Source organism: Chitinophaga sp. CC14 (assembly GCF_048957795.1).
Taxonomy (GTDB): Bacteria; Bacteroidota; Bacteroidia; order Chitinophagales; family Chitinophagaceae; genus Chitinophaga; species Chitinophaga ginsengisegetis.
The window spans coordinates 639948-663193 of the sequence record NZ_JARBFY010000005.1 but is presented as its reverse complement, the minus strand read 5'-3'; the positions used below and the strand labels follow the sequence as shown (position 1 = coordinate 663193).

27 protein-coding genes are annotated in these 23246 nt (G+C 43.6%); 19 read left to right on the top strand and 8 right to left on the bottom strand.

Annotated elements, in window-relative coordinates; genetic code table 11:
- Positions 1-56: 56 nt before the first annotated feature.
- Complete coding sequence (locus PV783_RS22315) at positions 57-662, bottom strand: hypothetical protein (RefSeq protein WP_420989623.1); 606 nt, start codon at positions 660-662, stop codon at positions 57-59.
- 277 nt (positions 663-939) lie between these two features.
- On the opposite strand from PV783_RS22315, the gene PV783_RS22310 reads away from it, so the two are divergent.
- From PV783_RS22310 to PV783_RS22290, 5 genes are all read left to right on the top strand, one after another.
- Positions 940-1350, top strand: coding sequence for an SMI1/KNR4 family protein (locus PV783_RS22310; protein WP_420989622.1), 411 nt, complete (start codon positions 940-942; stop codon positions 1348-1350).
- A 13-nt stretch (positions 1351-1363) separates the two neighbouring features.
- Positions 1364-1909: an alpha/beta fold hydrolase gene (locus PV783_RS22305; RefSeq protein WP_420989621.1), complete on the top strand. Its 546-nt coding sequence runs from the start codon at positions 1364-1366 to the stop codon at positions 1907-1909.
- A gap of 16 nt (positions 1910-1925) precedes the next feature.
- Entirely contained in the window at positions 1926-2927 is a 1002-nt protein-coding gene (locus PV783_RS22300; RefSeq protein ID WP_420989620.1) for an NAD(P)-dependent alcohol dehydrogenase, read from the top strand.
- Between the two features lie 7 nt (positions 2928-2934).
- Entirely contained in the window at positions 2935-3573 is a 639-nt protein-coding gene (locus tag PV783_RS22295; RefSeq protein WP_420989619.1) for a class I SAM-dependent methyltransferase, read from the top strand.
- Positions 3574-3640: 67 nt separating this feature from the next.
- Entirely contained in the window at positions 3641-4084 is a 444-nt protein-coding gene (locus PV783_RS22290) for a DinB family protein (protein WP_420989618.1), read from the top strand.
- 81 nt (positions 4085-4165) lie between these two features.
- Here PV783_RS22290 and PV783_RS22285 read toward each other — a convergent pair whose 3' ends face one another.
- A complete protein-coding gene (locus PV783_RS22285; RefSeq protein WP_079472622.1) occupies positions 4166-4615 on the bottom strand; it encodes an SRPBCC family protein in 450 nt (149 codons plus the stop codon).
- A gap of 298 nt (positions 4616-4913) precedes the next feature.
- Between PV783_RS22285 and PV783_RS22280 the strand changes: the two genes are divergently transcribed.
- Positions 4914-5885, top strand: coding sequence for an aldo/keto reductase (locus PV783_RS22280; RefSeq protein WP_420989617.1), 972 nt, complete (start codon positions 4914-4916; stop codon positions 5883-5885).
- 42 nt (positions 5886-5927) lie between these two features.
- Positions 5928-6740: a helix-turn-helix domain-containing protein gene (locus tag PV783_RS22275; protein WP_079472624.1), complete on the top strand. Its 813-nt coding sequence runs from the start codon at positions 5928-5930 to the stop codon at positions 6738-6740.
- Positions 6741-6797: 57 nt separating this feature from the next.
- Here PV783_RS22275 and PV783_RS22270 read toward each other — a convergent pair whose 3' ends face one another.
- Positions 6798-7202 (bottom strand): hypothetical protein, encoded by a 405-nt coding sequence (locus tag PV783_RS22270; RefSeq protein WP_420989616.1) that lies wholly within the window; start codon positions 7200-7202, stop codon positions 6798-6800.
- A gap of 311 nt (positions 7203-7513) precedes the next feature.
- Between PV783_RS22270 and PV783_RS22265 the strand changes: the two genes are divergently transcribed.
- The 7 genes from PV783_RS22265 (at position 7514) to PV783_RS22235 (ending at position 13709) form a co-directional block, all read left to right on the top strand.
- On the top strand, positions 7514-7690 hold the full coding sequence (locus PV783_RS22265) for a hypothetical protein (RefSeq protein WP_159454443.1): 177 nt from the start codon (positions 7514-7516) through the stop codon (positions 7688-7690).
- 34 nt (positions 7691-7724) lie between these two features.
- Positions 7725-7910: a hypothetical protein gene (locus PV783_RS22260; protein WP_079472626.1), complete on the top strand. Its 186-nt coding sequence runs from the start codon at positions 7725-7727 to the stop codon at positions 7908-7910.
- Positions 7911-8004: 94 nt separating this feature from the next.
- Positions 8005-8979, top strand: a complete 975-nt coding sequence (gene gwsG, locus PV783_RS22255; protein WP_111579235.1) for a grasp-with-spasm system ATP-grasp peptide maturase — start codon at positions 8005-8007, stop codon at positions 8977-8979.
- A complete protein-coding gene (locus tag PV783_RS22250) occupies positions 8957-9136 on the top strand; it encodes a hypothetical protein (RefSeq protein WP_079472628.1) in 180 nt (59 codons plus the stop codon). Before gwsG ends, PV783_RS22250 begins: the two co-directional genes overlap by 23 nt.
- A gap of 2 nt (positions 9137-9138) precedes the next feature.
- The gene (gene gwsS, locus PV783_RS22245) at positions 9139-10209 is read left to right on the top strand and encodes a grasp-with-spasm system SPASM domain peptide maturase (protein ID WP_420989615.1); all 1071 of its coding nucleotides are present in this window, start codon (positions 9139-9141) and stop codon (positions 10207-10209) included.
- 1 nt (position 10210) lies between these two features.
- Complete coding sequence (locus tag PV783_RS22240) at positions 10211-12418, top strand: peptidase domain-containing ABC transporter (RefSeq protein ID WP_235016033.1); 2208 nt, start codon at positions 10211-10213, stop codon at positions 12416-12418.
- On the top strand, positions 12408-13709 hold the full coding sequence (locus tag PV783_RS22235) for an HlyD family secretion protein (RefSeq protein ID WP_420989614.1): 1302 nt from the start codon (positions 12408-12410) through the stop codon (positions 13707-13709). The genes PV783_RS22240 and PV783_RS22235 overlap by 11 nt, the downstream gene beginning before the upstream one ends.
- Before the next feature lie 11 nt (positions 13710-13720).
- Here the strand turns inward: PV783_RS22235 and PV783_RS22230 are convergent, their stop codons facing one another.
- Complete coding sequence (locus PV783_RS22230) at positions 13721-14227, bottom strand: hypothetical protein (protein WP_079472631.1); 507 nt, start codon at positions 14225-14227, stop codon at positions 13721-13723.
- A gap of 283 nt (positions 14228-14510) precedes the next feature.
- Between PV783_RS22230 and PV783_RS22225 the strand changes: the two genes are divergently transcribed.
- A complete protein-coding gene (locus PV783_RS22225; RefSeq protein WP_420989613.1) occupies positions 14511-16424 on the top strand; it encodes a tetratricopeptide repeat-containing sensor histidine kinase in 1914 nt (637 codons plus the stop codon).
- 18 nt (positions 16425-16442) lie between these two features.
- Positions 16443-17189 (top strand): LytR/AlgR family response regulator transcription factor, encoded by a 747-nt coding sequence (locus PV783_RS22220; RefSeq protein ID WP_079472633.1) that lies wholly within the window; start codon positions 16443-16445, stop codon positions 17187-17189.
- 12 nt (positions 17190-17201) lie between these two features.
- On the opposite strand, the gene PV783_RS22215 is transcribed toward PV783_RS22220, so the two are convergent.
- Entirely contained in the window at positions 17202-17588 is a 387-nt protein-coding gene (locus PV783_RS22215) for a hypothetical protein (RefSeq protein ID WP_420989612.1), read from the bottom strand.
- 399 nt (positions 17589-17987) lie between these two features.
- Between PV783_RS22215 and PV783_RS22210 the strand changes: the two genes are divergently transcribed.
- Positions 17988-18818: a trypsin-like peptidase domain-containing protein gene (locus PV783_RS22210; RefSeq protein ID WP_420989611.1), complete on the top strand. Its 831-nt coding sequence runs from the start codon at positions 17988-17990 to the stop codon at positions 18816-18818.
- Positions 18819-19225: 407 nt separating this feature from the next.
- Here PV783_RS22210 and PV783_RS22205 read toward each other — a convergent pair whose 3' ends face one another.
- From PV783_RS22205 to PV783_RS22195, 3 genes are all read right to left on the bottom strand, one after another.
- Positions 19226-19552: a DMT family transporter gene (locus tag PV783_RS22205; RefSeq protein ID WP_079472636.1), complete on the bottom strand. Its 327-nt coding sequence runs from the start codon at positions 19550-19552 to the stop codon at positions 19226-19228.
- 75 nt (positions 19553-19627) lie between these two features.
- Entirely contained in the window at positions 19628-20191 is a 564-nt protein-coding gene (locus PV783_RS22200; protein WP_420989610.1) for a Crp/Fnr family transcriptional regulator, read from the bottom strand.
- A gap of 7 nt (positions 20192-20198) precedes the next feature.
- Complete coding sequence (locus tag PV783_RS22195; protein ID WP_420989609.1) at positions 20199-21065, bottom strand: alpha/beta fold hydrolase; 867 nt, start codon at positions 21063-21065, stop codon at positions 20199-20201.
- 170 nt (positions 21066-21235) lie between these two features.
- Between PV783_RS22195 and PV783_RS22190 the strand changes: the two genes are divergently transcribed.
- Complete coding sequence (locus PV783_RS22190) at positions 21236-21817, top strand: RNA polymerase sigma-70 factor (RefSeq protein ID WP_159454444.1); 582 nt, start codon at positions 21236-21238, stop codon at positions 21815-21817.
- Positions 21818-21992: 175 nt separating this feature from the next.
- Positions 21993-23156, top strand: a complete 1164-nt coding sequence (locus PV783_RS22185; protein WP_079472640.1) for a FecR family protein — start codon at positions 21993-21995, stop codon at positions 23154-23156.
- Positions 23157-23246: the final 90 nt, after the last annotated feature.

Genomic DNA, 23246 nt, shown 5'->3' with positions numbered 1-23246 from the left:
GAAATAAAGGTAGTGAACTTTTGCCTTTGAGATACAGGGACCACGATACGAAGCCACTAGTCACTGAAAATTTCAGTCAGTACAATCCGCATAACCAGGTAACCGCAGACGAATCCGTAACTTAAGAAAAGCACAATAATAGCACCGGAGAATACCGCAGCAAATGCCTCGTTATTTACTACTCCGGGTACCATCATTCCTTTCGCCATTTTTTTTGACACGCTTTCAATAAAGCCCGGTATTTTTGATAACTCAACCAACCCAGCCCCCACGATTACTTTGGTTAGCCAATCCGATATTTGTGTGAGATTAGTGTTGGCCTGTACAATTTTTTCAGCCTTTTTATTGTCCTTCAAAGCCTGTTGCTGCGTATCAGCAGCAGACGGGCCGCTGGTGATAATAGTAGGTACGCCAAAAATAAAACCGGTAACTATGCCTACCATTAAAAAGGCAAATGCCCAGAGAAATGCCGGCGCAAGATAGATTTTGCCAGTCAGGTTGGCATAGAACAGCGGCAAAAGCAGGATTATAAAGGCAATAAGTAACCAGAATGTAGTCCAGAAAAACCTTTGATTCGTTCCAAGAGCAGTAATGATTTTTTGCCAGAGTGGCCGGTTCGTTTTAGGCTGGAGAGCAGGGCTTTCCATATTGGGTGCTTCCATAAGTTTTGGGGTTTATTTGTGAATGGGATTATCTTAATAAAGATAAGAAATTGGTGTGTTTTGTAATAGTAAATTATAATCTGAAATTTATAGAATCCCCAATTCTCAGCAAGGCTAAGAACTAACATTTGCTCTTTAAAAATGACAATAAAATACAATCGATAAAGTTATAGAATACGTAATTAAAAAATATCGACGTGTTTAGCAGAAATCACTTCGTATATTTGAGTATTGCCCGCAACCCTATTGGCCCCAGGATTCAATCGTGTATCGAAATATGAAGAATAGTATTATTGATATTTTGCAGCAATGGAGGAATGAAAAGATAAAACTGAATCCTGCCGCATCTCCTGGCTTAATTGCTGAGGTAGAAATGGCAATGGATTTTTCATTTCCCGGAGAGTTTAAAGAATTATATACCCAGGTTAATGGATTTGCAGATTATGACTGGAGAGAAAACATGTTCTCAATCTGGCCACTTGAAAGAATCCTCGAAGAGTACAACGGCAGTGATGATAAAAATTTCATAGCATTCTCTGATTTCCTTATTAATAGTCATAATATTGGATTTGTGAGAAGTCAGCCTGCGGTTTTTAAAAGATATGGAACCACTGAGTATACCTTTGTTTCAGACTCTTTCATAGAGTCAGTTAAATTGATAAACGCTAATTCTGATCTGATTTATTGATGAATAGCAAGATATGAGAAAACAAGTACTTTTTATACAAGGCGGGGGCGACGGTGGTTACGAAGCAGACGCAAAGTTGGTTGCATCCCTGCAACAGGCATTAGGGGAGGATTATCAGGTAATCTATCCCCAAATGCAAACGGATGATGCTGCTCCCGATTTTGGTTGGATAAAGCAAATAGGTGAAGCAATTGATAATCTCAGAGATGATGTTATTTTGGTGGCACATTCATTAGGTGCATCATTGTTGCTGAAATACCTCGCTGAAAATGAAAGCCCGAAAAGGGCAGCCGGAATTTTCCTGGTATCCACGCCATTTTGGAGCGGTAAAGCGGAATGGGTACAGGGATTAAAACTTCAGGAGGATTTCTCTGAAGATCTTCCAGAAAATAGTCGTATCTTCTTTTACCATTGCCGGGACGATGAAGAGATCCCGTTTAACCATTTTACATCATACAGGCATAAAATCCCGGGGGCAACTTTTCGTGAAATTGAAAGCGGAGGGCATCAACTGGGAAACGATCTTAACCTGGTAGCAACAGACATCAAAAATCTATAAATTCGCCGGTCTATTTATGAAAATCAAAGCATTTGGAATTAAAGAGAAAGGTGGAAAAGCGGAGCCATTTTACTATGAAAGAAATGTTGGCGCCAATGAGGTGAGGGTTAAAATTATTTATTGCGCTATTGCAAGAGGGGATGTTCAATTTATAAGTGATGATTGGGGCGATACAAAATTTCCACTAGTTCCGGGACATGAAATTGTGGGAATTGTGGAAGAAACCGGCGGAAATGTAACCGGCTTAAAAGTGGGCGATCGCGTTGGAATCGGCTATCAGCAGGAGGCTTGTTTTGAGTGTGAGTTTTGCAAAGCAGGTACCGAACAATTTTGTACGCAGCAGAAAGTAATTGGTGTGCATTGCTATGGTGGTTTGGCTGAGTACATTGTGGTCGATAACAGGTTTGCATTCAAACTACCGCCGGCACTGCACCAGGTAGGTTCAGTTCCTTTGCTCTCGTCCGGCCTCACCGTGTATTCAGGAATTATGAAAGCACAGCTGCCTGCCAATTCCGTTGTTGGCGTTCTGGGAGCTGGTGGCCTGGGTCACCTGGCGATCCAGTTTTTAAATAAGATGGGACATCAGGTTTACGCATTTTCTCATTCCCCCGAAAAAAAGGAGATGATTAATCAGTTGGGCGCTGAATTTGTGCTTACCTCAAACCCCGCTAATCTTACAGCGATTAATAAGAAATTTGATTTTATTATCTCTACATTAAATGTACCGTATGACCTGGAGGGTTTTCTGAAAATCCTCAAACCACAGGGGAAATTTTGTATAGTGGCTACTCCTTTGGAGAAGCAACCCATTAACCTTGGCTTGCTATATGATTATGCTCAACGAACTATTTACGGAAATTATGTGGGTAGTCGCAGGAACATGATAGATATGCTTGATTTTGCCGCAAAGCATAATATCGAGAGCGCAATAGATGTTATGCCATTCTCCCAGGTGAATGAAGCAATAGAAAAGGTAAGAACAGGAAAAGGTGGGATTCGGTTAGTATTGGAAAACTAAAATGAAGATGAATTCACAGGAAAAAGTATTAAGCTGTTATAATCAGGTGGCTGGCGACTATGCAGCTGAGCGTTGGGATGAACTCTCAAAAAAGCATTTTGACCGGTTGTTGTTGAAGGAGTTTGCATTTGTTAATAAGGACAAAGGCCCATGCGCCGACTTTGGCTGTGGCCCCGGACAAACAACAAAATTTCTGTACGACAATGGTATAAAAGATATCACCGGCGTTGATTTGTCGCCGGAGATGGTTAGTGCTGCCAGCGGGCTTTCTCCTCAGATCAAATTTGAAACCGGCGACTTGTTGAATATCGCTTATCCTTCAGGATCTCTCGGAAGTGCGCTTGCCTTCTATGCGATAGTGCATTTCACTAATGATGAGGTGAAGAAGTGTTTTGAAGAAATAAACAGGGTGTTGAAAACAGGGGGAGATTTTTTATTTTCTTTTCATGTGGGAGATGAGATCGTTCATTTTGACAAAGCTCATGACAAAGAAATTGATGTTGATTTATTCTTCTTTAAAACAGATGACATAATAGCACTACTTGATGAAACTGGTTTTAGTATAGTTGATGCCATAGAGCGGCGTCCGTATGAGGATGTGGAATACCCAAGCAGGAGGGCCTATGTATGGGCCACAAAAAAATGAAGGGAAAGCGGAGCGTGTGTGAATAAAGTTAAAACGAATAGGTTTCTCATCACCTGGATTACCACCAATGAAAACATTCTTTAAAGAGATATTTGAATACAATTACAACATCAACCAAAAATTGGGAGATGCTTATAATACAAACACAGACAAAATTTCTGACAAAGCGCAAAAGCTTTATAGCCACATCCTGAATGCTCATCAGATTTGGAATAACAGAATTGAAGCCAGGCGCTCTGCTTTTGGAGTTTGGGAGAATCATGCTATTCACGAATTCAGGGATATTGATAAAGCAAACCATGAACATACGTTCTTTATAATCGACACGCTTGACCTGAACAGTACCGTCAACTACACAAAAGGAGGAAAGACTTTTAACAAAAAGATCTGTGAATTATTGTTTCACGTTATTAATCATTCCACTTATCATAGGGGCCAAATTGCAACTGAGTTTAAACAAAACGGGCTGGACCCTTTAGCAACGGATTATATTCTCTATGAAAAAAAGTAATGCAAACAAAAGCCGCATAGATCTTACGATTTATGCGGCTTCGTCTTTTACATTGGTATTATCTGGCGGCCATAAGCCGGATCATGCATCCGGTATTTCAGGTTCTACCAGCTTAGCCAGCTTCTCCAAAGATTCCTGCCAGCCTAAATAGCACATTTCTACAGGTATAGCAGACGGAATTCCTTCCTGCGTAATTTTTATTTCTGTGCCCGCAATCGTTTTGCGAAGCCATACACTGGTGATCATTTCTCCCGGCAGGTTTGGATCGTCAAATTTATCAGTGTACTTCAAAAACTCGTTTGGTTTGATTTCCAGGTAGACACCGCCAAATGAATGGCTATTTCCGGTGGAGAAATTCTGGAATGACATCTTAAAAGTACCACCTGTCTCTGCTTTCATCTGGTGGACGGTGCACAGAAATCCATAAGGAGGCAGCCATGAAGCGATTGCCAGGGCGTCAGTAAATGCGCGGAATACTTTTTCAGGAGATGTTTTAAGCATCCTGTGGAGTGAAACAGTGTTGTTTGCCATAAGATATATTTTGTCCCTACTCATCTGGCTTTTCGGTTCCGCCCGTTTTTTGTGTGGTCGCTGCTCCACTGTGTTGATTGATTATCTTATAACAAAGATGGAAATAAAATCAGATTTGGGCAGGGGGCGTATACGACAATACCAAGGGTTGTTTGCGACCCGGCCGGGAACTCAAACATCTCCCTGAAATGTGCAACCCGGGAGTGAGCTATCCAGACAAGTAAAATGAGCCATGAAGGAAAGCCACTATCGCGTGCGAAAGCTGATCTTTGTGCCGTTAATCAATAAAATAGCAACAATGACAACAATTACAAAGATAGCCCTGGGCAAAAACGGCCCACTCGTTTCTAAACTCGGATTAGGCTGTATGCGCATGTCGCCCGTTTGGGGAGGCCCGAAGAATGATGAAAACGAAAGTATTGCTACCATTCAGGAGGCATTGGACAGCGGTATTAACTTTCTGAATACTGGAGACTTCTACGGCAGCGGCCACAATGAACTGCTTGTAGGCAAAGCCATCAAAGGCAGGCGGGACGATGCCTTTATAAGCGTGAAATTTGGCGCCATCTTTTATGGCAATCAAATGCTTGGATTGGACCTGCGTCCTATAGCCATCAAAAACTTCATCAATTACTCCCTGGTACGTTTAGGCATAGATACGATTGATCTTTACCAGCCGTGCAGACTCGATAACAGCGTTCCCGTGGAAGATGTGATTGGTACTGTTGCCGACCTGATCAAAGAGGGTAAAGTACGCCACCTGGGCGTTTCTGAAATAACCGCGGATCAGTTACGCAAGGTGAATAGTATCCACCCGGTAACAGCACTGGAAATAGGCTATTCACTGGCAGACCGCCAGATAGAAAGTGACCTGCTTCCTACCGCCAAAGAGCTGGGTATAGGGGTGGTAGCATTTGCCAACACCGCCGAAGGACTACTCACCGGTGAAATGAAAGCGCCTCTTCCGGCTAATGCCTATCATCATCACTTCTCACGGTTTCAGGGAGATAACCTGGTAAAGAACCTCGAAAAAGTGGAAATATTAAAACAAATGGCAAAAGAGAAAGGGTACACACCAACACAACTGGCAATCGCCTGGGTGAATGCGCAGGGAGATCACATTATGCCATTGGTAAGCATGAGCCGGAGATCACGACTGCCGGAAAACATAGCTGCAATGGAGATTGCGTTTACTCCTGATGAAATGAATACGCTTAATACGCATTTTTCAGCGGGCGCCATACTTGGAGGAACCTACCTGCAGCGATAAGGGAATGGCGCATAAGCCCCGTCTGTTTTATATCTTTACATCATGACGAACCCAACTGAAATAATTCCCGGCGTCCTTTTTTACTCTTATTTCTCGGCCATGAGAAAGGAGAAGGTAGCATTCCTGGAGGATAATATGCTGATAATGCAGGTTTCGGGCCGTTTTACCCTGGAAACTGCCAGTCAGAAGATCTCAATGGGGCGCGGCGAAATGTTGCTGATACAAAAGTATCAATTGGGGGAAATTACCAAGATGCCTTTGGAGGGTGAGGATTATCAAACCATTGTTATCTGTCTGAAAGAAGACTTGCTCAGGAAGATCGCCCTGGAGGAGCAGATAGAGACAGACCAGAAATACACCGGTCCATCCAGCATTCTTATTCCCGGAAACGATTTTTTGCATGCCTTCTTCCAGTCTGTGCTTCCGTATGTTCGCCATCCGGAAGAAAAAGTAACCAGTGCGGTAGGCATGCTTAAAGTAAAAGAGGCGGTATACCTTCTCCTGAATACCATGCCGGGGCTCAGTAAATTATTATTCGACTTTTCGGAGCCTCATAAGATAGATCTGGAAAAATTTATGCTTGGCAATTTTCATTACAACGTTCCCGTTGAAAAATTTGCACGGCTCACGGGAAGAAGTCTTGCCGGCTTCAAACGTGATTTCCAGAAAACATTCGGGATGGCGCCCCGGCAATGGTTATTAGAAAGACGGCTGGAGGAAGCCCGGCATCTTATTGAAAAGAAGAACAAAAAGCCATCTGCCATTTACCTGGACTTAGGCTTTGAAAGCCTCTCTCATTTCTCGCATTCTTTTAAGAAGAAATTCGGTAAGACGCCCACTGAATGGGTAATTTAGAGAGGACGGATGGTGGAAGCTTTTTAGAACCTGCACGCAGTGCAGGTTTTTTTATTGCTACAGCTTTGCCAGTTTGGTTCTGAGCTGCTGGTATCGTGCGGTAAATATTTCCGGTGGCAGCTTCATCTCCAGTAACAATAATATTTTATGGTACTGCCGGGGTAAAAACACGCTGCGGGCTATCACCATCCGCCGGTCGGCGTAATAGACGGTGATTTGTAGGTCCTGTCTTCTGCCTACTTCCGCCATATCTGTTTTGGTAATGGTTTGCCAGTTTACTTCATGCGGCTTCCAGCCACCTTTTAACACCAGCGCAGCATCTGAAATGATCAGTTGTAACCGGGTATAGGCAAACATTGACCAGGCGAGGAATAAAAATATAAAAGTGAGAAAGATGAACATCGGGGATGTATTGATCTGGGAAATGGAAAAACCCGCCAGTACCAGCATAAGCACACTCATAACATAACACATGATCCTGAAAAATTGAGGTACACGGAAAGTCTCCGTGGTATATATCATCCGCATAGCGATTCGTTATTAAGACCCGCGTGTAATATAATATTTTGCACCCATTTGTTGTTTGCCGGATACAATAAGGGAGAATCGGGAACCGGCCACAATAAATAGAAACCACCGCCCCCTGGTGGTTTACCCGCTGCAATTATTCCTCAAAATACTACGAATATGGATCGTAACCAGCCAAATATGCCTTCGGCTTCTGTGGAATTGGCCTTGCCGGCTAATTTTAAGGCAGATTTAAAAACCATAACATGAAACAGTTAGAAAAATTGGTTACCAAAAAGGTAGCATTACCGGAAACTGTAAAAGGCGGCAGAGCAATGGCTCTTGAATACTTTCTTGACGACCAGGAAAGAACCACGGAAAACTACGCTTCGTGGAACGGCCAGCATTATGTAACCGACACCCGGAATGATCCAAACAAGTAGCCCCCAAAACGTAAACCTCTAAAAATTAAAAACAATGGACAAGTTAACAAAACTGAATGCAAAGAAAGTAGAATCTCTGGAAACAATTAAAGGAGGCAGACTCGCCCTTGACGCGATAACCGATCTGTCTGATTCTGGCGAAAGCGCAGGTACCACTATTCACACGCCCACCCATTATTCAGGTCCGGATGTTTACCTGTGCGATCACAAACGTGACTAGTAATCAACCTCTCCTTCCGCCATTATTATGACCGGAAACTACAGGACTGCCGGTATTACCGGTAGTCCTTACTACCAGTAATCAACTGTACGCCATGTCCAAACAGATCCTCATATTAAGTCAATCGCACCTGGAGGGCACCACTGATCATGTTTGCCAGTGGATGAACCATTTGCGGATACCCTACCTGCGGGTGAATGGGGAGGACTTCTTCCATTTTCAAAACCTGGATGATCTGCCAGGCAACAACGAAGTAGCTGCTGTCTGGTACCGGAGAAAGATCAGCAGCTTCCCTGTAAAATACAGTCTTAAACAAACGGACTTTAATACCCAGTACACGTTGAAACGTTTCCTGGTAGATGAATTTAACGGCCTTCATTCCCTCTTGTTTTACACTATTGACCGCCATAAGTGGCTCAATGACCCCATCTCAGAAGATAACCTGAACAAATTGCACGTATTGAGCCTTGCCCGCCAATGCGGAATTAGCACCCCTTTCACAGAAGTGGTGACCACCAAAGCGGCAATTATGCATTTGCTGGATAAAGGCAAAGAACTAATCGTAAAGCCTGTCAGCGAATGCATTTTTCTTGAAGATGCGGAGGGAGGACAGTACAAGATGCTCACCAAAACCATTAACAACGCCAATCTGCATCTGGTACCTGAAAAATTCTTTCCCTCGCTGGTACAGGAAAAAATTATAAAAAAGTTTGAGATACGCACGTTTTACCTGGATGGAGCGTGCTACTCTATGGCTATCTTTTCCCAGAATAACCGGAAAACAAAAGATGACTTCCGGAACTATGACAACCAGCGGCCCAACAGAACAGTCCCCTATAAACTACCGGCTGACCTGGAACAGCAACTGGACCAGCTGATGAAATCACTGCGTTTCAGGACAGGCTCCATTGACCTGATGGTAGACATGCAGGGGAACTATCACTTCCTCGAAATTAACCCGGAAGGCCAGTTCGGCATGGTATCTTATCCCTGCAACTATTACCTGGAAAAGAAATTAGCAGAACTGCTGCATAAAAATAGCTCCCATGAAAAAGAAATTCACCAGTAAACTGAAAGAGAAGAAGGGATTACCGCTGTCGCTGTATTTCCTGGAGAAAAATAACCAACAACACACCAGCTCCATTCTCAAATTTGAAAAAGCCCCGAAAATAAACTCCGACGGGTTCGAGCTTTTCAATTTTTATAAAGTGATCTCCAAATTCTGATAATGGAATATTTAAATCTATACGCAAACTGCCGGCTCGTAAAAGGAGCCAGTATGTCGCTGCTCTGCGATCTGCAGATGCGCAGGTTTTATCATATCCCAAACGATACCGCCGATGTGCTCCTCTTCCTGCAACAGCATTCCATCTCCGAATGCATGACCCACTACGGGGAAGATAACCGTAAAACCATTAAGGGCTACATTGATTTCATACTCAATAAAGAACTGGGTTTTACAGATAGCCAACTGTTGCCGGAACTAACTCCACTGGACCTCAGCTGGGACAGGTATTCAGATATCACCAATGTGATTATTGAGTACAATGAAGAGATCAACTACACGGGCTCTTTTTTCCGCGAACTGTTCGACCTGCATGTGCAGGGGCTGGAGATCAGGTGTTACCGTAAAACAACGCTGGATAAGATCCGTGAATTACTGGAGGTGTTCAACGGCACCACGCTGAAGTTTATTAAACTGGTGCTGGCATATGATGATACGCTGGACCTGCAGACACTGGATAAACTGGTGAAGCAATACCCGCGGGTAAAAGCGCTGCTGATACATTCCTCGCCGGCTGATAACCCGGAGAAAATATTTGAAGGCTCTGTGCCGGTGATATTTGTAAGCGGTAGTATCAATTCCTGCCTGGCTTGTGGCGAAATCCGATCAAGCTATTTCATTTCCAATATGGAGCTGTTCACGGAGAGCCAGCATTATAATACCTGCCTGAACAGAAAACTGAGCATAGATCTGAACGGGTATATCAGGAATTGCCCTTCCCTGCCGGACAATTTCGGGCATGTAATGGACACATCGGTACAGGAAGTGTTGGATAATAAGGCATTTCATAAGTATGCGAAAATCCGTAAAGACGAAATCGCAGGTTGTAAAGATTGTGAATTCAGACATGTATGTACTGATTGCAGGGCATACCTGGAAAACCCGCAGGATATTTATTCCAAACCGCTTAAATGCGGGTACGATCCGTATAACAGTACCTGGGAAGACTGGACGCAGAATCCAGTGAAGCATGCTGCCATAGCCGGGTACGGGTTGGGAGAGATAATAAATTAATATGAAACTGAAAACATTCCCTTTTTATATGCAGCCGGACGGGAAGGATTGCGGTCCTACCTGTATCAAGATCATCAGCAAACATTACGGCAGGTTAACGGATATTCAAACCATCCGGTCGCTGGCGGAAACCACGCGGGAGGGAAGTTCTTTGCTTGGATTGTCTGCTGCTGCCGAGGGGATGGGTTTTAAGTCGCTGGCGGTAAAAATAGATTTCATTACCCTGATGGAAGAGGCGCCGTTGCCCTGTATTTGTCATTGGGGACAACAGCATTTCATTGTTGTTTACAAAATAAAAAAATCAGGACCGGATACAATCGTGTATGTTTCCGATCCTGCTTACGGGCTGATAAAATATACCAAACAGGAATTTATTGATGGCTGGGTAGGAAAAGGAAAGCAGGAACGGGATGAAGAAGGGATTGCCCTGCTGCTGGAAACCAGTCCCGCATTTTATGAAGCAGATGCAGCAACCCCGCGCAGCAGGAAGGATTTCTCCTTCCTGTTCAGCTATTTCTTCCGGTACAAAAAACTCATCGCTCAGCTGGCAATCGGTCTGCTTGCCGGGAGCCTGCTTTCCCTGATTTTTCCCTTTCTTACGCAAAGCATCGTAGACATAGGCATCCAGAACCATGACCTCAACTTTATTTACCTGGTGCTACTGGCGCAGGTGATGCTGTTTACCGGCAGAATGGGAATAGAGATCGTACGCAGCTGGATCCTGTTGCATCTCTCCAGCCGGATCAATATTTCAATTGTGTCTGACTTCTTCATAAAACTCATGAAATTGCCTATCAGCTATTTTGATACGCGTATGACCGGCGACATCATGCAGCGTATCAATGACCATCAGCGGATAGAACAATTGCTTACCAATTCCTCCCTGAGTACCCTGTTTTCCCTGGTGAACCTGGTTATTTTCAGCGTGGTACTGCTGCTGTACGACTACCGGTTATTCCTGATCTACCTGTTGGGCGCTTGTTTGTCGGTAGGATGGATTTCTTTTTTTCTTAAGAAGAGAAAGGAACTTGACTATAAACGTTTTTCGCAGGTATCGCAGGAGCAGAGCAAGGTGATTGAACTGGTGAATGGTATGCAGGAAATCAAGATGCATAATGCAGAGAAGCAAATGCGCTGGGGATGGGAATTCATGCAGGTGAAACTGTTTAAGATCCAGATCAGGTCCCTGTCGCTGGAACAGTGGCAAACCGTAGGCTCGAATTTTATTAACCAGATGAAAGACATCTTTGTCAGTTTTCTTGCAGCAAAACTGGTACTCGATGGCAACCTTACGCTGGGAATGATGCTGGCAGTACAATATATCATTGGCCAGCTGAATGGCCCGCTGATACAGCTGATGGACTTTGTAAAACAAACGCAGGATGCAAAAATATCGCTGGAAAGGCTGGGAGAGATCCATGATAAGGACGATGAAGAGCGCGCAGATGTACAAACAGTAGTGGATATACCAGAACAGGACATCGCGCTGGATAATGTTTCATTCCGCTATGTGGGTGCGGGCGCGCCGGTGTTTGAACACCTCAGCCTGCGTATTCCTCACCGCAAAACTACTGCTATCGTGGGAGCCAGCGGCAGCGGTAAAACAACCCTGCTGAAGCTGCTGATGAAATTCTATGAGCCCGGTGAAGGTGAAATTAAAATCGGGAACGTACAGCTGCAGCATATTTCAGCGCGGTACTGGCGCGATCAATGTGGGGTGGTGATGCAGGAAGGATATGTATTCAATGATACCATCGCAAAAAATATCGCCATAGGCATTGACGATATTAACCGGCAGCAGCTCAGGAAGGCCGTGGATGTGGCGTGTATCAGGGATTTTGTTGAAAGCCTGCCATTAAGCTACAACTCCAAGATCGGCAATGAAGGAATTGGTATCAGCGGTGGGCAGAAACAGCGGCTCTTTATTGCCAGGGCAGTATACAAATCGCCGGAGTATATATTTTTTGATGAGGCCACCAGTGCGCTGGATGCAAACACAGAAAAGGCGATCATGGGCAACCTGGAACAATTCCTGAAAGGGAAAACGGCTGTGATAATCGCCCACCGGTTGTCGACCGTGAAAAATGCAGATAAAATCATTGTGCTTGATAAAGGAAAAGTAGTGGAAGAAGGAAGTCATGATGAACTGGTATCGCTCCGGAAAGAGTATTATAGGCTTGTAAAAAATCAATTGGAACTTGGAAACTAAGAAAGATATATTAGACACTATTCACCTGCATTCAGAGGGGGTGCAGGACATTCTTACGCAGCCGCCGCATTGGATGGTACGCTGGGGGAATACCACCATATTTCTTATACTCCTCCTCATTTTACTGATGAGTTGCCTGATAAAATATCCGGAGTTTGTTCCTTCCACTGTTATCATTTCATCCCGGAATCCGCCGGAGAAGCTGGAAGCCAGGATCAATACCAAAGTAGAGGAAATATTTGTGACCGATCATCAGGCTGTTTCCCGGGGCCAGATCCTTATGGTACTGCAATCCACGGCCGATTACCGGGATGTGATCCGGTTGAGGAGCATTATTGATTCGCTGGGAAATAAGGCCGTGGCGTATTTCCCCCTCGGTGAAACAGCAGGGTTCAAACTCGGGGAGATCCAGGCAGATTATAATGCCTTTGCCAGGGCATTGACAGAAGAACAGCTTTATGCCAGGCTGCAGCCTTATTCGCCGGACTATGCTGCGGCCGACAAAAGCCTCACGGAATCACGCAGCCGGATACGTACGCTGCTGCAACAAAAAAGCCTGGAGCAAACGAAGTATGAACTATCCAAAAGGGAGTTCGACAGGTACCAGGAACTTTTTAAAGAAAGGGTCGTTTCCGCGTCGGAACTGAACCAGGAAAAAATGAAATTTTTGCAGGCAGAGCAGAACCTGGAGAATATCAATATTACTATATCCCAGCTGCAGGAAGGTATACTTGGTATTGAAAAAACCAGGAGCGGGGTTACGATCAATGCACAAAAAGACAAGATCAATTTAACCTCGCAGACGGGGCAGCTTTTCGAGCAATTGAGAAAATCACTCAACGCCTGGGAACAGAACTACCTGCTCACCTCCTCTGTGGCCGGTGTAGTGGGCTTCCAGCAGTTTCTGGGAAAGAACCAGTTTGTAAAAACGGGGGATATCCTGTTGTCCGTTATGCCGGATGATAAAGATGTGCTGATCGGCGGGTTACGGGTACCTGCCACTAATTCCGGCAAGGTGAAGGTGGGACAGAAAGTGTTGTTTAAGCTGGATAACTATCCGTACCAGGAGTTTGGTATGGTGGAAGGCCGGGTGAAGAATATTGCCAATGCACCGGATAAAGATGGTAATTATTATGTGAATGTCATTCTCCCAAACGGGCTTCAAACATCTTTTCACAAAATACTTCCCTTTGATAAAGAACTCAAAGGAAATGCGGAAATAGTTACGCAGGACCTGCGGCTGATAGAAAGATTCTTTTACCAGATGAGAAAGCTGCTGCGGTTTGAATAAACACCGGGTTATTATTCCTGGTAAAAGGTTTTAAATTTTTGCAGCTGCTTATCATATACAACCGCTAGTTTTACGTCTTCCCCGGTTGCTATAATGCCGTCAACAGCCGATGCTTCAGGCGAATCATTGTTCATGATAATCTTAGCCCCCTTTCTGAAAGCGCTTATTTTTATTTTGTCTGAATAGTTTTCAGAGAAAACCACGTACTTCTCCCCACTCATTATATTAGTGCTGATGATTAACAGGCGGCTGCTCTGCTTTTCACTGTTATCTATTACAATGGCCATATCTTCCTGGCCATCTGCATCAAAATCTCCGTAACAGGTGTCTTGTTCAGGGTGATCGGCGTCCGGCTGGTAAATGGCTGTTGTTACCTGCAGGCTGTCGTTTACCGGTATGCTGTCAGATACCAGGTAACAGGCTAAGCCTCCTGTTATTACTATAACCGCAATGAGGGGCAGGTATTTTTGCCCGGATTTACTTTTGTTTAGCGAAGTTGGGTGATTATATTCCATCATACAACAAGTATAGGCAGCATACCGGGAGATACAATCCGGTGATTGGTATTCGTTGCGTGCGGGTCTATATCTGCAATATTTTATTCCTTATCTGAAATGGAAATGGATGCAAATATCGGGTGATACGTTACGGATATGGGATGAAAGCCACAGGATCTCTACCCGGCCGGGTGGAGAAGAATTTTAATTATATATTTAGGAGATAATCATTATAAAACCAGGGAATAAAAAGAGAACAGTTTTTATCTTTATGATTTTTTGCGTCGCTAAATCTATTTCATTGATGAATGTAAGAACCGCATTGGCGGTTTTCCCGCTTCTGCCCCTGCTTTTTATGGCCTCGTGTAAGGATCGGGAAAAGCCCCGGAAAGATCAGGAAAAGACCTTTAGTGCAACACCCCGGCAAGATTATTTGTCCCTGGTTATTTCCATGGATACCTTATCGTATGACGGAATAAGAAAAGCTGTTTACAGGGAAGATAGTCTGCTCCGGCATACTCCTGACAGCAATGCTAACCCGTTCTTTCACTATTTCAGGGGAAGGCGCTACAGCATGGAAAGGCAACAGGACAGCGCAATAGCCGAGTACAAAAAAATGGTTGACACAAAGGATGATGTGGAAGTGGAATTGCTGAAAACTTACGCCATCCTGGATAATACCACCAATAACGGCACAATGGTGGAAGGAGCATTAATGAACAGCATCCTTGCCGGCCTGCAAAAGGCGGAAAGCTCTCATAGCAGGCTAACCTACCGTTTTTACGATCTGATGGCCAAAGCCTATTACCAGAACTACAATGGAAAAGAATCGTTGGAGTATGCGGAGCGCTATTATAAGAATCATCCTTACAAATCGCACCCGGTAATCCGGCAGCGGTATTACGATATTTCTTTTATGCTGGCCTCCAGTGCGAATGATTACGACAAGATGATGTTGTACAATGTAAAGGCGCGTAACCTTGCGAAAAGCATCGGCGATAGCATGGCAATTGCGCGGTCTTACGATAACTTATCGCAGGTGTATGAGCGGCAGGGACAATATGAGAAAACCCTTGAATGTAGCAGGATCTTTATTGATTACCTGAGGAGAACCAATAACCTGCAGCCAACTGCGTATAATAATTTAGCTGTCAGCTTTCTCCGTAATAACCAGTTGGATTCAGCTATCTACTATTATAAGGAGGCTATTGCGCTTGCCAAAAAGGACAAAAATAGGAAAGAAGGCCCCAGTTACTACAAGGGACTTATTGAAGCCTATAAAAAGAAAGGCGCATACGAAGAGGCCATGAAGGCCGCGGATTACGCCTTTTCCGTAGAAATAGATAATATTAAGCAGATAGAAGCAGTTAAAGTTGCCGAGATACAGGCAAAGTATGAAACAGAGAAAAAAGACCGGAACATTGCGGAGCTGAGCAGCCGGAATGCGTTGAATGAAAAGGTGATCCGCCAGCAAAGATGGACGCTGGGATTGGCATCGCTGGTATTCATCGGCATACTTTTATTCTTCTATATTATACACCGGCAGTACCGGTTGAAGGAAAGAAACAAATTGCTGCAGCTGGAGAACAGCCGCCTGAACATCGAGCAAAAATTACTACAGGCCCAGCTGAACCCGCATTTTATATTTAACTCCATTGCCAACCTGCAAAGTCTTGTTGCGTCCGGCGATACAAAAGAATCTGTCCGTTACCTGTCGGCATTTTCGGGGCTGTTACGCAGTGTGCTGGAACAGAGCAGGAAGGATTTTATCAGCCTGGAAGAAGAAGTTACCTCTTTAAAGAATTATCTTCAGTTACAACAGATGCGCTTTGCGGGGATTTTCGATTACGAGGTAACAGTAGCGGAGGATCTTTATCCTGAAGATATACTGATCCCTCCGATGTTGGTGCAGCCTTTTGTTGAAAATGCCATAGAGCATGGATTCAGAAATATCCAATACAAAGGCATATTAAAAGTATCATTCAGGACCGAAAACAACCAGCTGTTTATCCTGGTAGATGATAATGGTACCGGCATTACCCGTAAGGAGGAGGGGCAGCAAAAGAAAAGGTCGCTTGCCGGAATTATCCTCAAAGAGAGACTGGAGGCCCTTTTCAAGTCCGGCGGGCAGGAAGCGGATTTTGAAATTGAAAATAAAGTGAATAACGGAACGCATGGCGTTACCGTACGTATTGTAATACCGGAAATCAGAGATTAAACCAGAAAACAACCATACATGAAGCTTTATATACTTGAAGATGAAGCGCTCATATTGAAACACCTCTTACAGGTTGTTCAAAGCATTCCTTTTGTACAGGTGGTGGGAAATTCACCTGAAGTAGCCCAGGCAGCCAGGGAAATACCCGCATTGAAACCAGACATTATTTTAGCAGACATCCGGCTGAAAGACGGTGACAGCTTCCGGCTATTTCATGAAATAGGGAATGAAGGCTTCCAGGTTATATTCCTTACCGCTTATGATCAGTATGCCATACAGGCGCTCAATATGGGTGCTTTCGGATACCTGCTGAAACCAATAGACGAAGCCGCTTTAACGGACATGCTGAACAAATGTTTTCACCAGCGGAAACGGGAGCATTTTGATCAGCAACAGCTGGAAATAGCCCGGCAACATTATATGGCCCAGGGTGGAACAATCGCCAGACGGATTGCATTGAAAAGCCTTGAATATATAGAAATCGTTTCTATAGAAGATATTATGTATTGTAGGAGCGATAAGGGTTACACGACCTTTTACCTGAAGAACAAACGTGAAATACTGGTGTCAAAAGGACTGAAAGACTATGAGAGTTTACTGTTGCCCTCCGGCTTTTTGAGGTGCCATCAATCTTACCTGGTTAATTTCCACTACGTGGAAAAGTATTACCGGGAAGGTTATCTGAAAATGCAGAACAACGAGCAGGTACCCGTTTCCAGCCGGAAAAAGGAAGAAGTGCTTAATTACCTGGAGAATATCTCCTGACCCCCCGGGCAGTTATAGTTTTTTTTTCCTTAAAACCACGTTCTCATTGTCGTCATCATCTTCTTCCAGTATTAATTCCCAGTTTATTTTCTCAGCAATCTCAGTTAGCAAATTGACATACAAAACTTCATTTTCCGGCTTGGATTTCGATCCAACCACCGCAATTAAATTAACCCGTTCACTGTTAAAGTTTTCATGTCTGCCATAGCTGCCATCGTCTGAATTGACGGCAAGAACGCTGATCCATGGAAAGCCTTCTATGTTACTGAATTGCTGGTTACCGGTGCGTTTTAATTTTCCCGTATTATCCAGAATGTTAAGTACATCACTGGTTAATACGCGCTGGCTATAAGTTTCGTTACCCCGTATCTCGTAGTACCAATAAAGGTGCGACCACATGATTTGTTTATTTATAAGTTAGTTTACTTACCATTACGGCTTTGCAAGAAAACGGAATGATATTTACGAATTTATGATATAGCCCCCTAATTTATTCTTTTAGTATATTTATATCAATAGGCTTGTGTTTACAAAGATAGAAAGTACTGTACAACTAATAATGAGTGCAGGAATTCAGGGAAACTGGTTCCATTATAAATAATTATAGTTATGAAGATAAAAACTACCCTATTCATATTATCAATTGCATCTGGTGTATTATTTCAATCTTGTCATAAAAAAAGTAACCAGGGGCCGGACGATCCACCCGCAGGAAAGCCTGCAGTTACCAGGATAGAAGATGTGCTAAACGGTAAGGACCAAAGCCTGATCAATATCCTGAATAAAGTAAGAGGCAGTGTGGGTAAAAGAGGACCTGCCTCCAAAACGATATGGAGTAGAAAAAATGATTATGGTGTAGGATTGTATATCAGTGCTAATCATATCTATAATATATCTGGCTGGAGTTCCCGGAATGCGCAGTTTTTCAATTTATTCTCTGAGAATCCTGGCATTTTTGAAACCTCGCAAATTCCACCAGCGAATGGAAACATAACATTGGGAAATACGTTGATCGCCGATTTTCCCTTAATGCACTTTGATATTTCTCCCAATGCTACCAATACAACTATATTACCGTCAGAAGATTTTTATTTAGGCGTTATCGACAATCAACGAATTGAACAGGGACCATTACCTCAATATCCCACCCTTGTTCAAACTGCCGCATCACTGCAAATGTATGACGCTGATAACCGTACAAAAGCAATTCAAACCTGGGCTACTCCCGTTGCAGGTGAAAAGGCCATTGCAGTTGGATATCCCCAGGATAACGGTAATTATCCCAACGGAGCAGTTGCCTATGGAAAAATATTATCGGATACTGAAGCGGCGGATATTATTCAGAAATTGAAGGCTGCCGGAGATGCCGAAGGAGAGGTGCCGTATAACCCGGATGTCGAATTTTTTGTAGAAGCGCAGGGGATAGCTGGTATGAGTGGGGGCGGAGCGTTCAATTCAGAAGGACAGTTGTTGGGTATTATGGTAAGAGCGAGTGACAAGGAAAAAGCGCCTAAAATCATCCGGGTGGTAAAAGTAGTTTACATCAAATCCAGGATGGTGGAGTTTTATAATGGATTGCCGGAAACAAGCAAGAGCAAAGTAAAACCATTTATTAGTGGTGAGTTATAAGTAATATTCATATCCTTCCATTCTGAAAATGTTATCCCGGAACATGGATACTGTTGCAGCATCAAAGCTCAGCCAGACATTTGGCTACAAAATAAGGGAATTAAGCTACAGCTGAATGCTTAACCTGCTTAGGTTTGCAGTGTATTTCGCTCCGCTGTGAATTTGCTTTGGCAATCCGGGATAAGCGGAATGATTATCTTTTTATTTTTAATAATGGACTTTTATGAGAACCGTTTTAATAACCGGTGCTAACTTGAATGCAGCCCCGCCTACGTTTTAGAGATTCAGGCATAACTTTTAAGATCATCTTACAAAGGTCACAAAGCGTGATACAATCCAGAAGAATGTATCACGCTTTGTGTTTCACGGATTATTGTAGTACATGACTTATAGAGAATAATACATTACTAATGAGACGCCGCTTTCAACCCAACAATAGAACCTATCAATGTTATTATAAAGAACATTCTCCAGAAATGAGCAGGTTCATTAAAAATAAGGATTCCCATCAGGGCGGTGCCTACTGCCCCGATACCTGTCCATACCGCATAGGCGGTTCCCAGGGGCAGGCTTTGGGTAGCTTTCATCAGTAAAAGCATACTGGCCACTAATGAAAACACGAAAGCGCTATACCACAAATACATGGCGGTGCCGGTTGATTCCTTTGCTTTTCCGAGGCTGGAAGTAAATGCTACTTCAAACAAGCCTGCGATAATTAAAATAATCCAGTTCATAGTGATTGATTTTAGAATAGCAAGTTCGCACGTATCGGGCACTAAAAATTTTACAAATGATAAAAATTAAGTAATCTATTTCAATCCGGACCTGATCCTGCTTAAGCTAACCTGCGTCATGCCGAGGTAAGAAGCAATGTGGCCAAGCTGTACCCGTTGCAGTATTTCAGGGTCGGTTAACATCAGTTCTTTATAGCGCTCCAAAGCCGTTCTGCATTGTCTGAAAATAAGCCGTTCTTCAATTTTGATCAATTCCTGCTCGGCAAATTTACGTCCCCAGTTAGCGATATGGATATCTTCATTGAACAGCTTACGCAGATGCTCCGTATTTAGTTCGTACAAATCACAGGGTTCCAGCAGTTCTATGGTTTCATAGCCTTTTTCGTTCTGAACATAGTTCTTCATGGATATAACCGCGTCGCCTTCTTTTCCAAACCAAAAGGTTATATCTTCATCGCCCGGATTGGCAAATGCCCGCACCATACCTTTCCGTATGAAATATATTTTGGAAGATATCCTGTTCACTTTAAATAAAACGTGCGCTTTGGGGAAAGTTGTTTCGTAAATGTTTTCCTTCAGCAAAGCTTTTGATTTCTCCGGTAGCGGATATATATTGTCAATTATATTGTCGATGTTCATAATTCATTTACTTGCTTATCAAAAAAGTACTAATAAGATGTAACACCTCGTCAAAATTTGTTTCCAGTACCATATGGCTGCCATCGATAATATACGTCTGGGCGCGGGGTAAGTCCTTCTGATAACAATAAGCTTCCTCCACACCAAAAAATACATCATATTTTCCCCATATAATTAAAGCAGGAGGCTGGTGAACACGGAAAAATTCCTGGAAGACCGGGAACATGCTGATGTTATTCCCGAAATCACAATTCAGCTCAAACTGCATATCAATATTACCGGGGCGCTTCATAAGCTCCCAATCGAGTCTCCATAATTCAGGGCTGATACTGGATAGTAGCGCTTCGGGCACCCCCGCAGTATATTGCATTTTTACGCCTTCCTCACTCAGGAAGGCAGCAACTTTTTCTTTCTTTTCAGGGGTGGGGTTTTGCCAGTAGTCTATGGTTTCATCCCATTGCGGGCCAATACCCTCATCATATGTATTGCCGTTTTGTACAATTATCCGTTCTATCTTTTCAGGGTGGTTTACGCATAGCCGCAAGCCAATAGGGCAGCCATAATCGTGAAGATAGATGGTGAACGACTTCAGGCCGATCACGTCTGTAAACTTATTAATATATGCAGATATATTACCAAATGAATATTCAAAAAGATCTTTATCCGGGAATGCGCTGAATCCAAATCCGGGGTAGTCAGGAGCCACCAGGTGAAACCTGTCTGACAGGGCTATCATCAGATTTTTAAACATTACAGATGAGGTCGGGAACCCGTGCAAAAGCAACAGGGAAGGGTGTTTCCTGTCGCCGGCCTCCCGGTAGAAAATATCGATACCGTCAACTTTAATGGATCTGTTAAGAATCTGCCTGCTCATATTTGGAATATTTGTAGATCAGAAATGGAGCTTACTACCAAAGATAACCGATAATAGCCTCTTTAAGAATTGGCATCTGCCGCGGTATCTTTTCTCCTAAATATTATCTTTTCATGTACAGATACAAAAACTCGATTTATTTTTATATTCTTGTGTACCATACCAATCACATGACTCAGTACCGGCAACAAACTGATGCAGATTTGATAATGTTCCTGCGCGAGGACAAGGGCGATGCTTTTACTGAAATTTACGACCGCTACTGGAAGAAATTGCTGGCCATTGCATATCATCATTGCAGGGATAAAGTAATTGCAGAAGAAATAGTGCAGGAAGTTTTTATCGGCCTTTGGAACAGGCGGAAGGAGCTTTATATCGATAACGTAAATGCCTATCTCGCTACCGCAGTGAGATTATCTGTGTTTAAACAATACGTGCGGCAGAAGCGGAGGGATGAGATAAAAGAACAGGCCGCCGATCCCATCATTACCACCTGGGATGAAGAAAAGATCTACACCAGGTTCCTGCAGCAACATATTAATGGAATAGTAGAAGTTTTACCGGAGAAATGCCGCCTGGTGTTTAAACTAAGCCGGGAAGAAGGACTAAGTATACCGGAAGTAGCCCAAAGAATGGGCATTGCCGAGAAAACGGCCGAAGCGCATCTTACCAAAGCATTGAAAGTACTGAAGGTTAAGTTGAATCGCCCCTATTTATGGGTGATCATAATCGTTAAAATGTTACTTTCTTAATTTCTTCAAAAAAATTCCTCCGCTCACTAAGGGTAAAGATCAACCTCATGGTACATCTCTGTGTAACTGTAATATCCATATTATGCCGGGCAAGGTAGCGCATAAAAAATATTTCCCCCGCTAAGGGTAAAGCTGAAGTTATGGTACATATCTGCATAAGGATAAAATTTATACGTTGAAGGACAATATATATCACCTGATCGAAAAATACCTTGCCGGCACCATTACACCGGCAGAAGAGGCGCAGTTAATGGCCTGGTACCAGGATCATAATCAAACCGATGTTGAATGGCCGTCAGAAAATGCGGATGAAGAAGAACAGGTACGTTTGCGTATGCTCCTGCGTATGAATCAGCAAATCAATACCCCTGTAACCAGATCCGGCACTACCAGGCGCCTTTGGTACCTGTCTGCTGCTGCATCTGTACTGCTTATCGTGGGATTTGCCACCTATTTTTACTACACTCAGATTCACCGTTCAACCCGCCCGGCTGTTATAGCCCGGGATGTTAAAGACATTGGTCCCGGAGGAAACAAAGCGATACTGACCTTGGCTAACGGTGATAAGGTAGTGCTGGAAGAGGCCAAAAACGGGCTTATATCCCAGCAGGGTAACACCTCGGTGAATAAGACCGGCAGCGGCAGCCTGCTTTATAATAAGGAGGCCGGTAGCACCGCTGCCTCCATCGTTTACAATACCCTGAGCACGCCCTATGGCGGCCAGTACCAGATGACTTTGCAGGATGGCACCAAAGTGTGGCTCAACGCAGGTTCCTCACTGCGTTTCCCTGCATCCTTTCCCGGAAATGAAAGGAATGTAATACTTACCGGTGAGGCATATTTCGAAGTGGCTAAAGACAACGCCCGGCCATTTTTTGTAACGGTAAATGCCGGATCAGGAGCGCCTATGACCGTAAGGGTATTGGGAACGCATTTTAATATTAATGCCTATCCTGATGAACAACACAATATTGTTACGCTGCTTGAAGGCGCTGTAAAAGTAGGTTGCGGCCAGGCAAATGCCTTGCTGGCGCCTGGTAAGGAGGCAATATTAAACAGGACTTCCGGCAAAATCAATATAAAAGACGGAGATACAGAAGGTGCTGTTGCATGGAAAAACGGCTACTTCTTATTTGAAAATGAAAAAATAGAAAGCATCATGCGGCAGATCAGCCGCTGGTATGATGTAGAAGTCAGCTATCAGGGCGATGTTTCAGGAAAAGCTATTGGCGGTAGTTTATCGCGGTCAAAGAATGTTTCCGAAGTATTAAATATGCTGGAATTAACAGGTACCGTACACTTTAAAATAAACGGAAGGAGGATCACAGTTATGCCATAAAAATCATCTGCAAAAGCAGGGGCAATAAAAAACCGGGAGCGTTCCAGCGCCCCCGGATAGTTTGAGCTTACCCTGCGAAAAACAAATTTC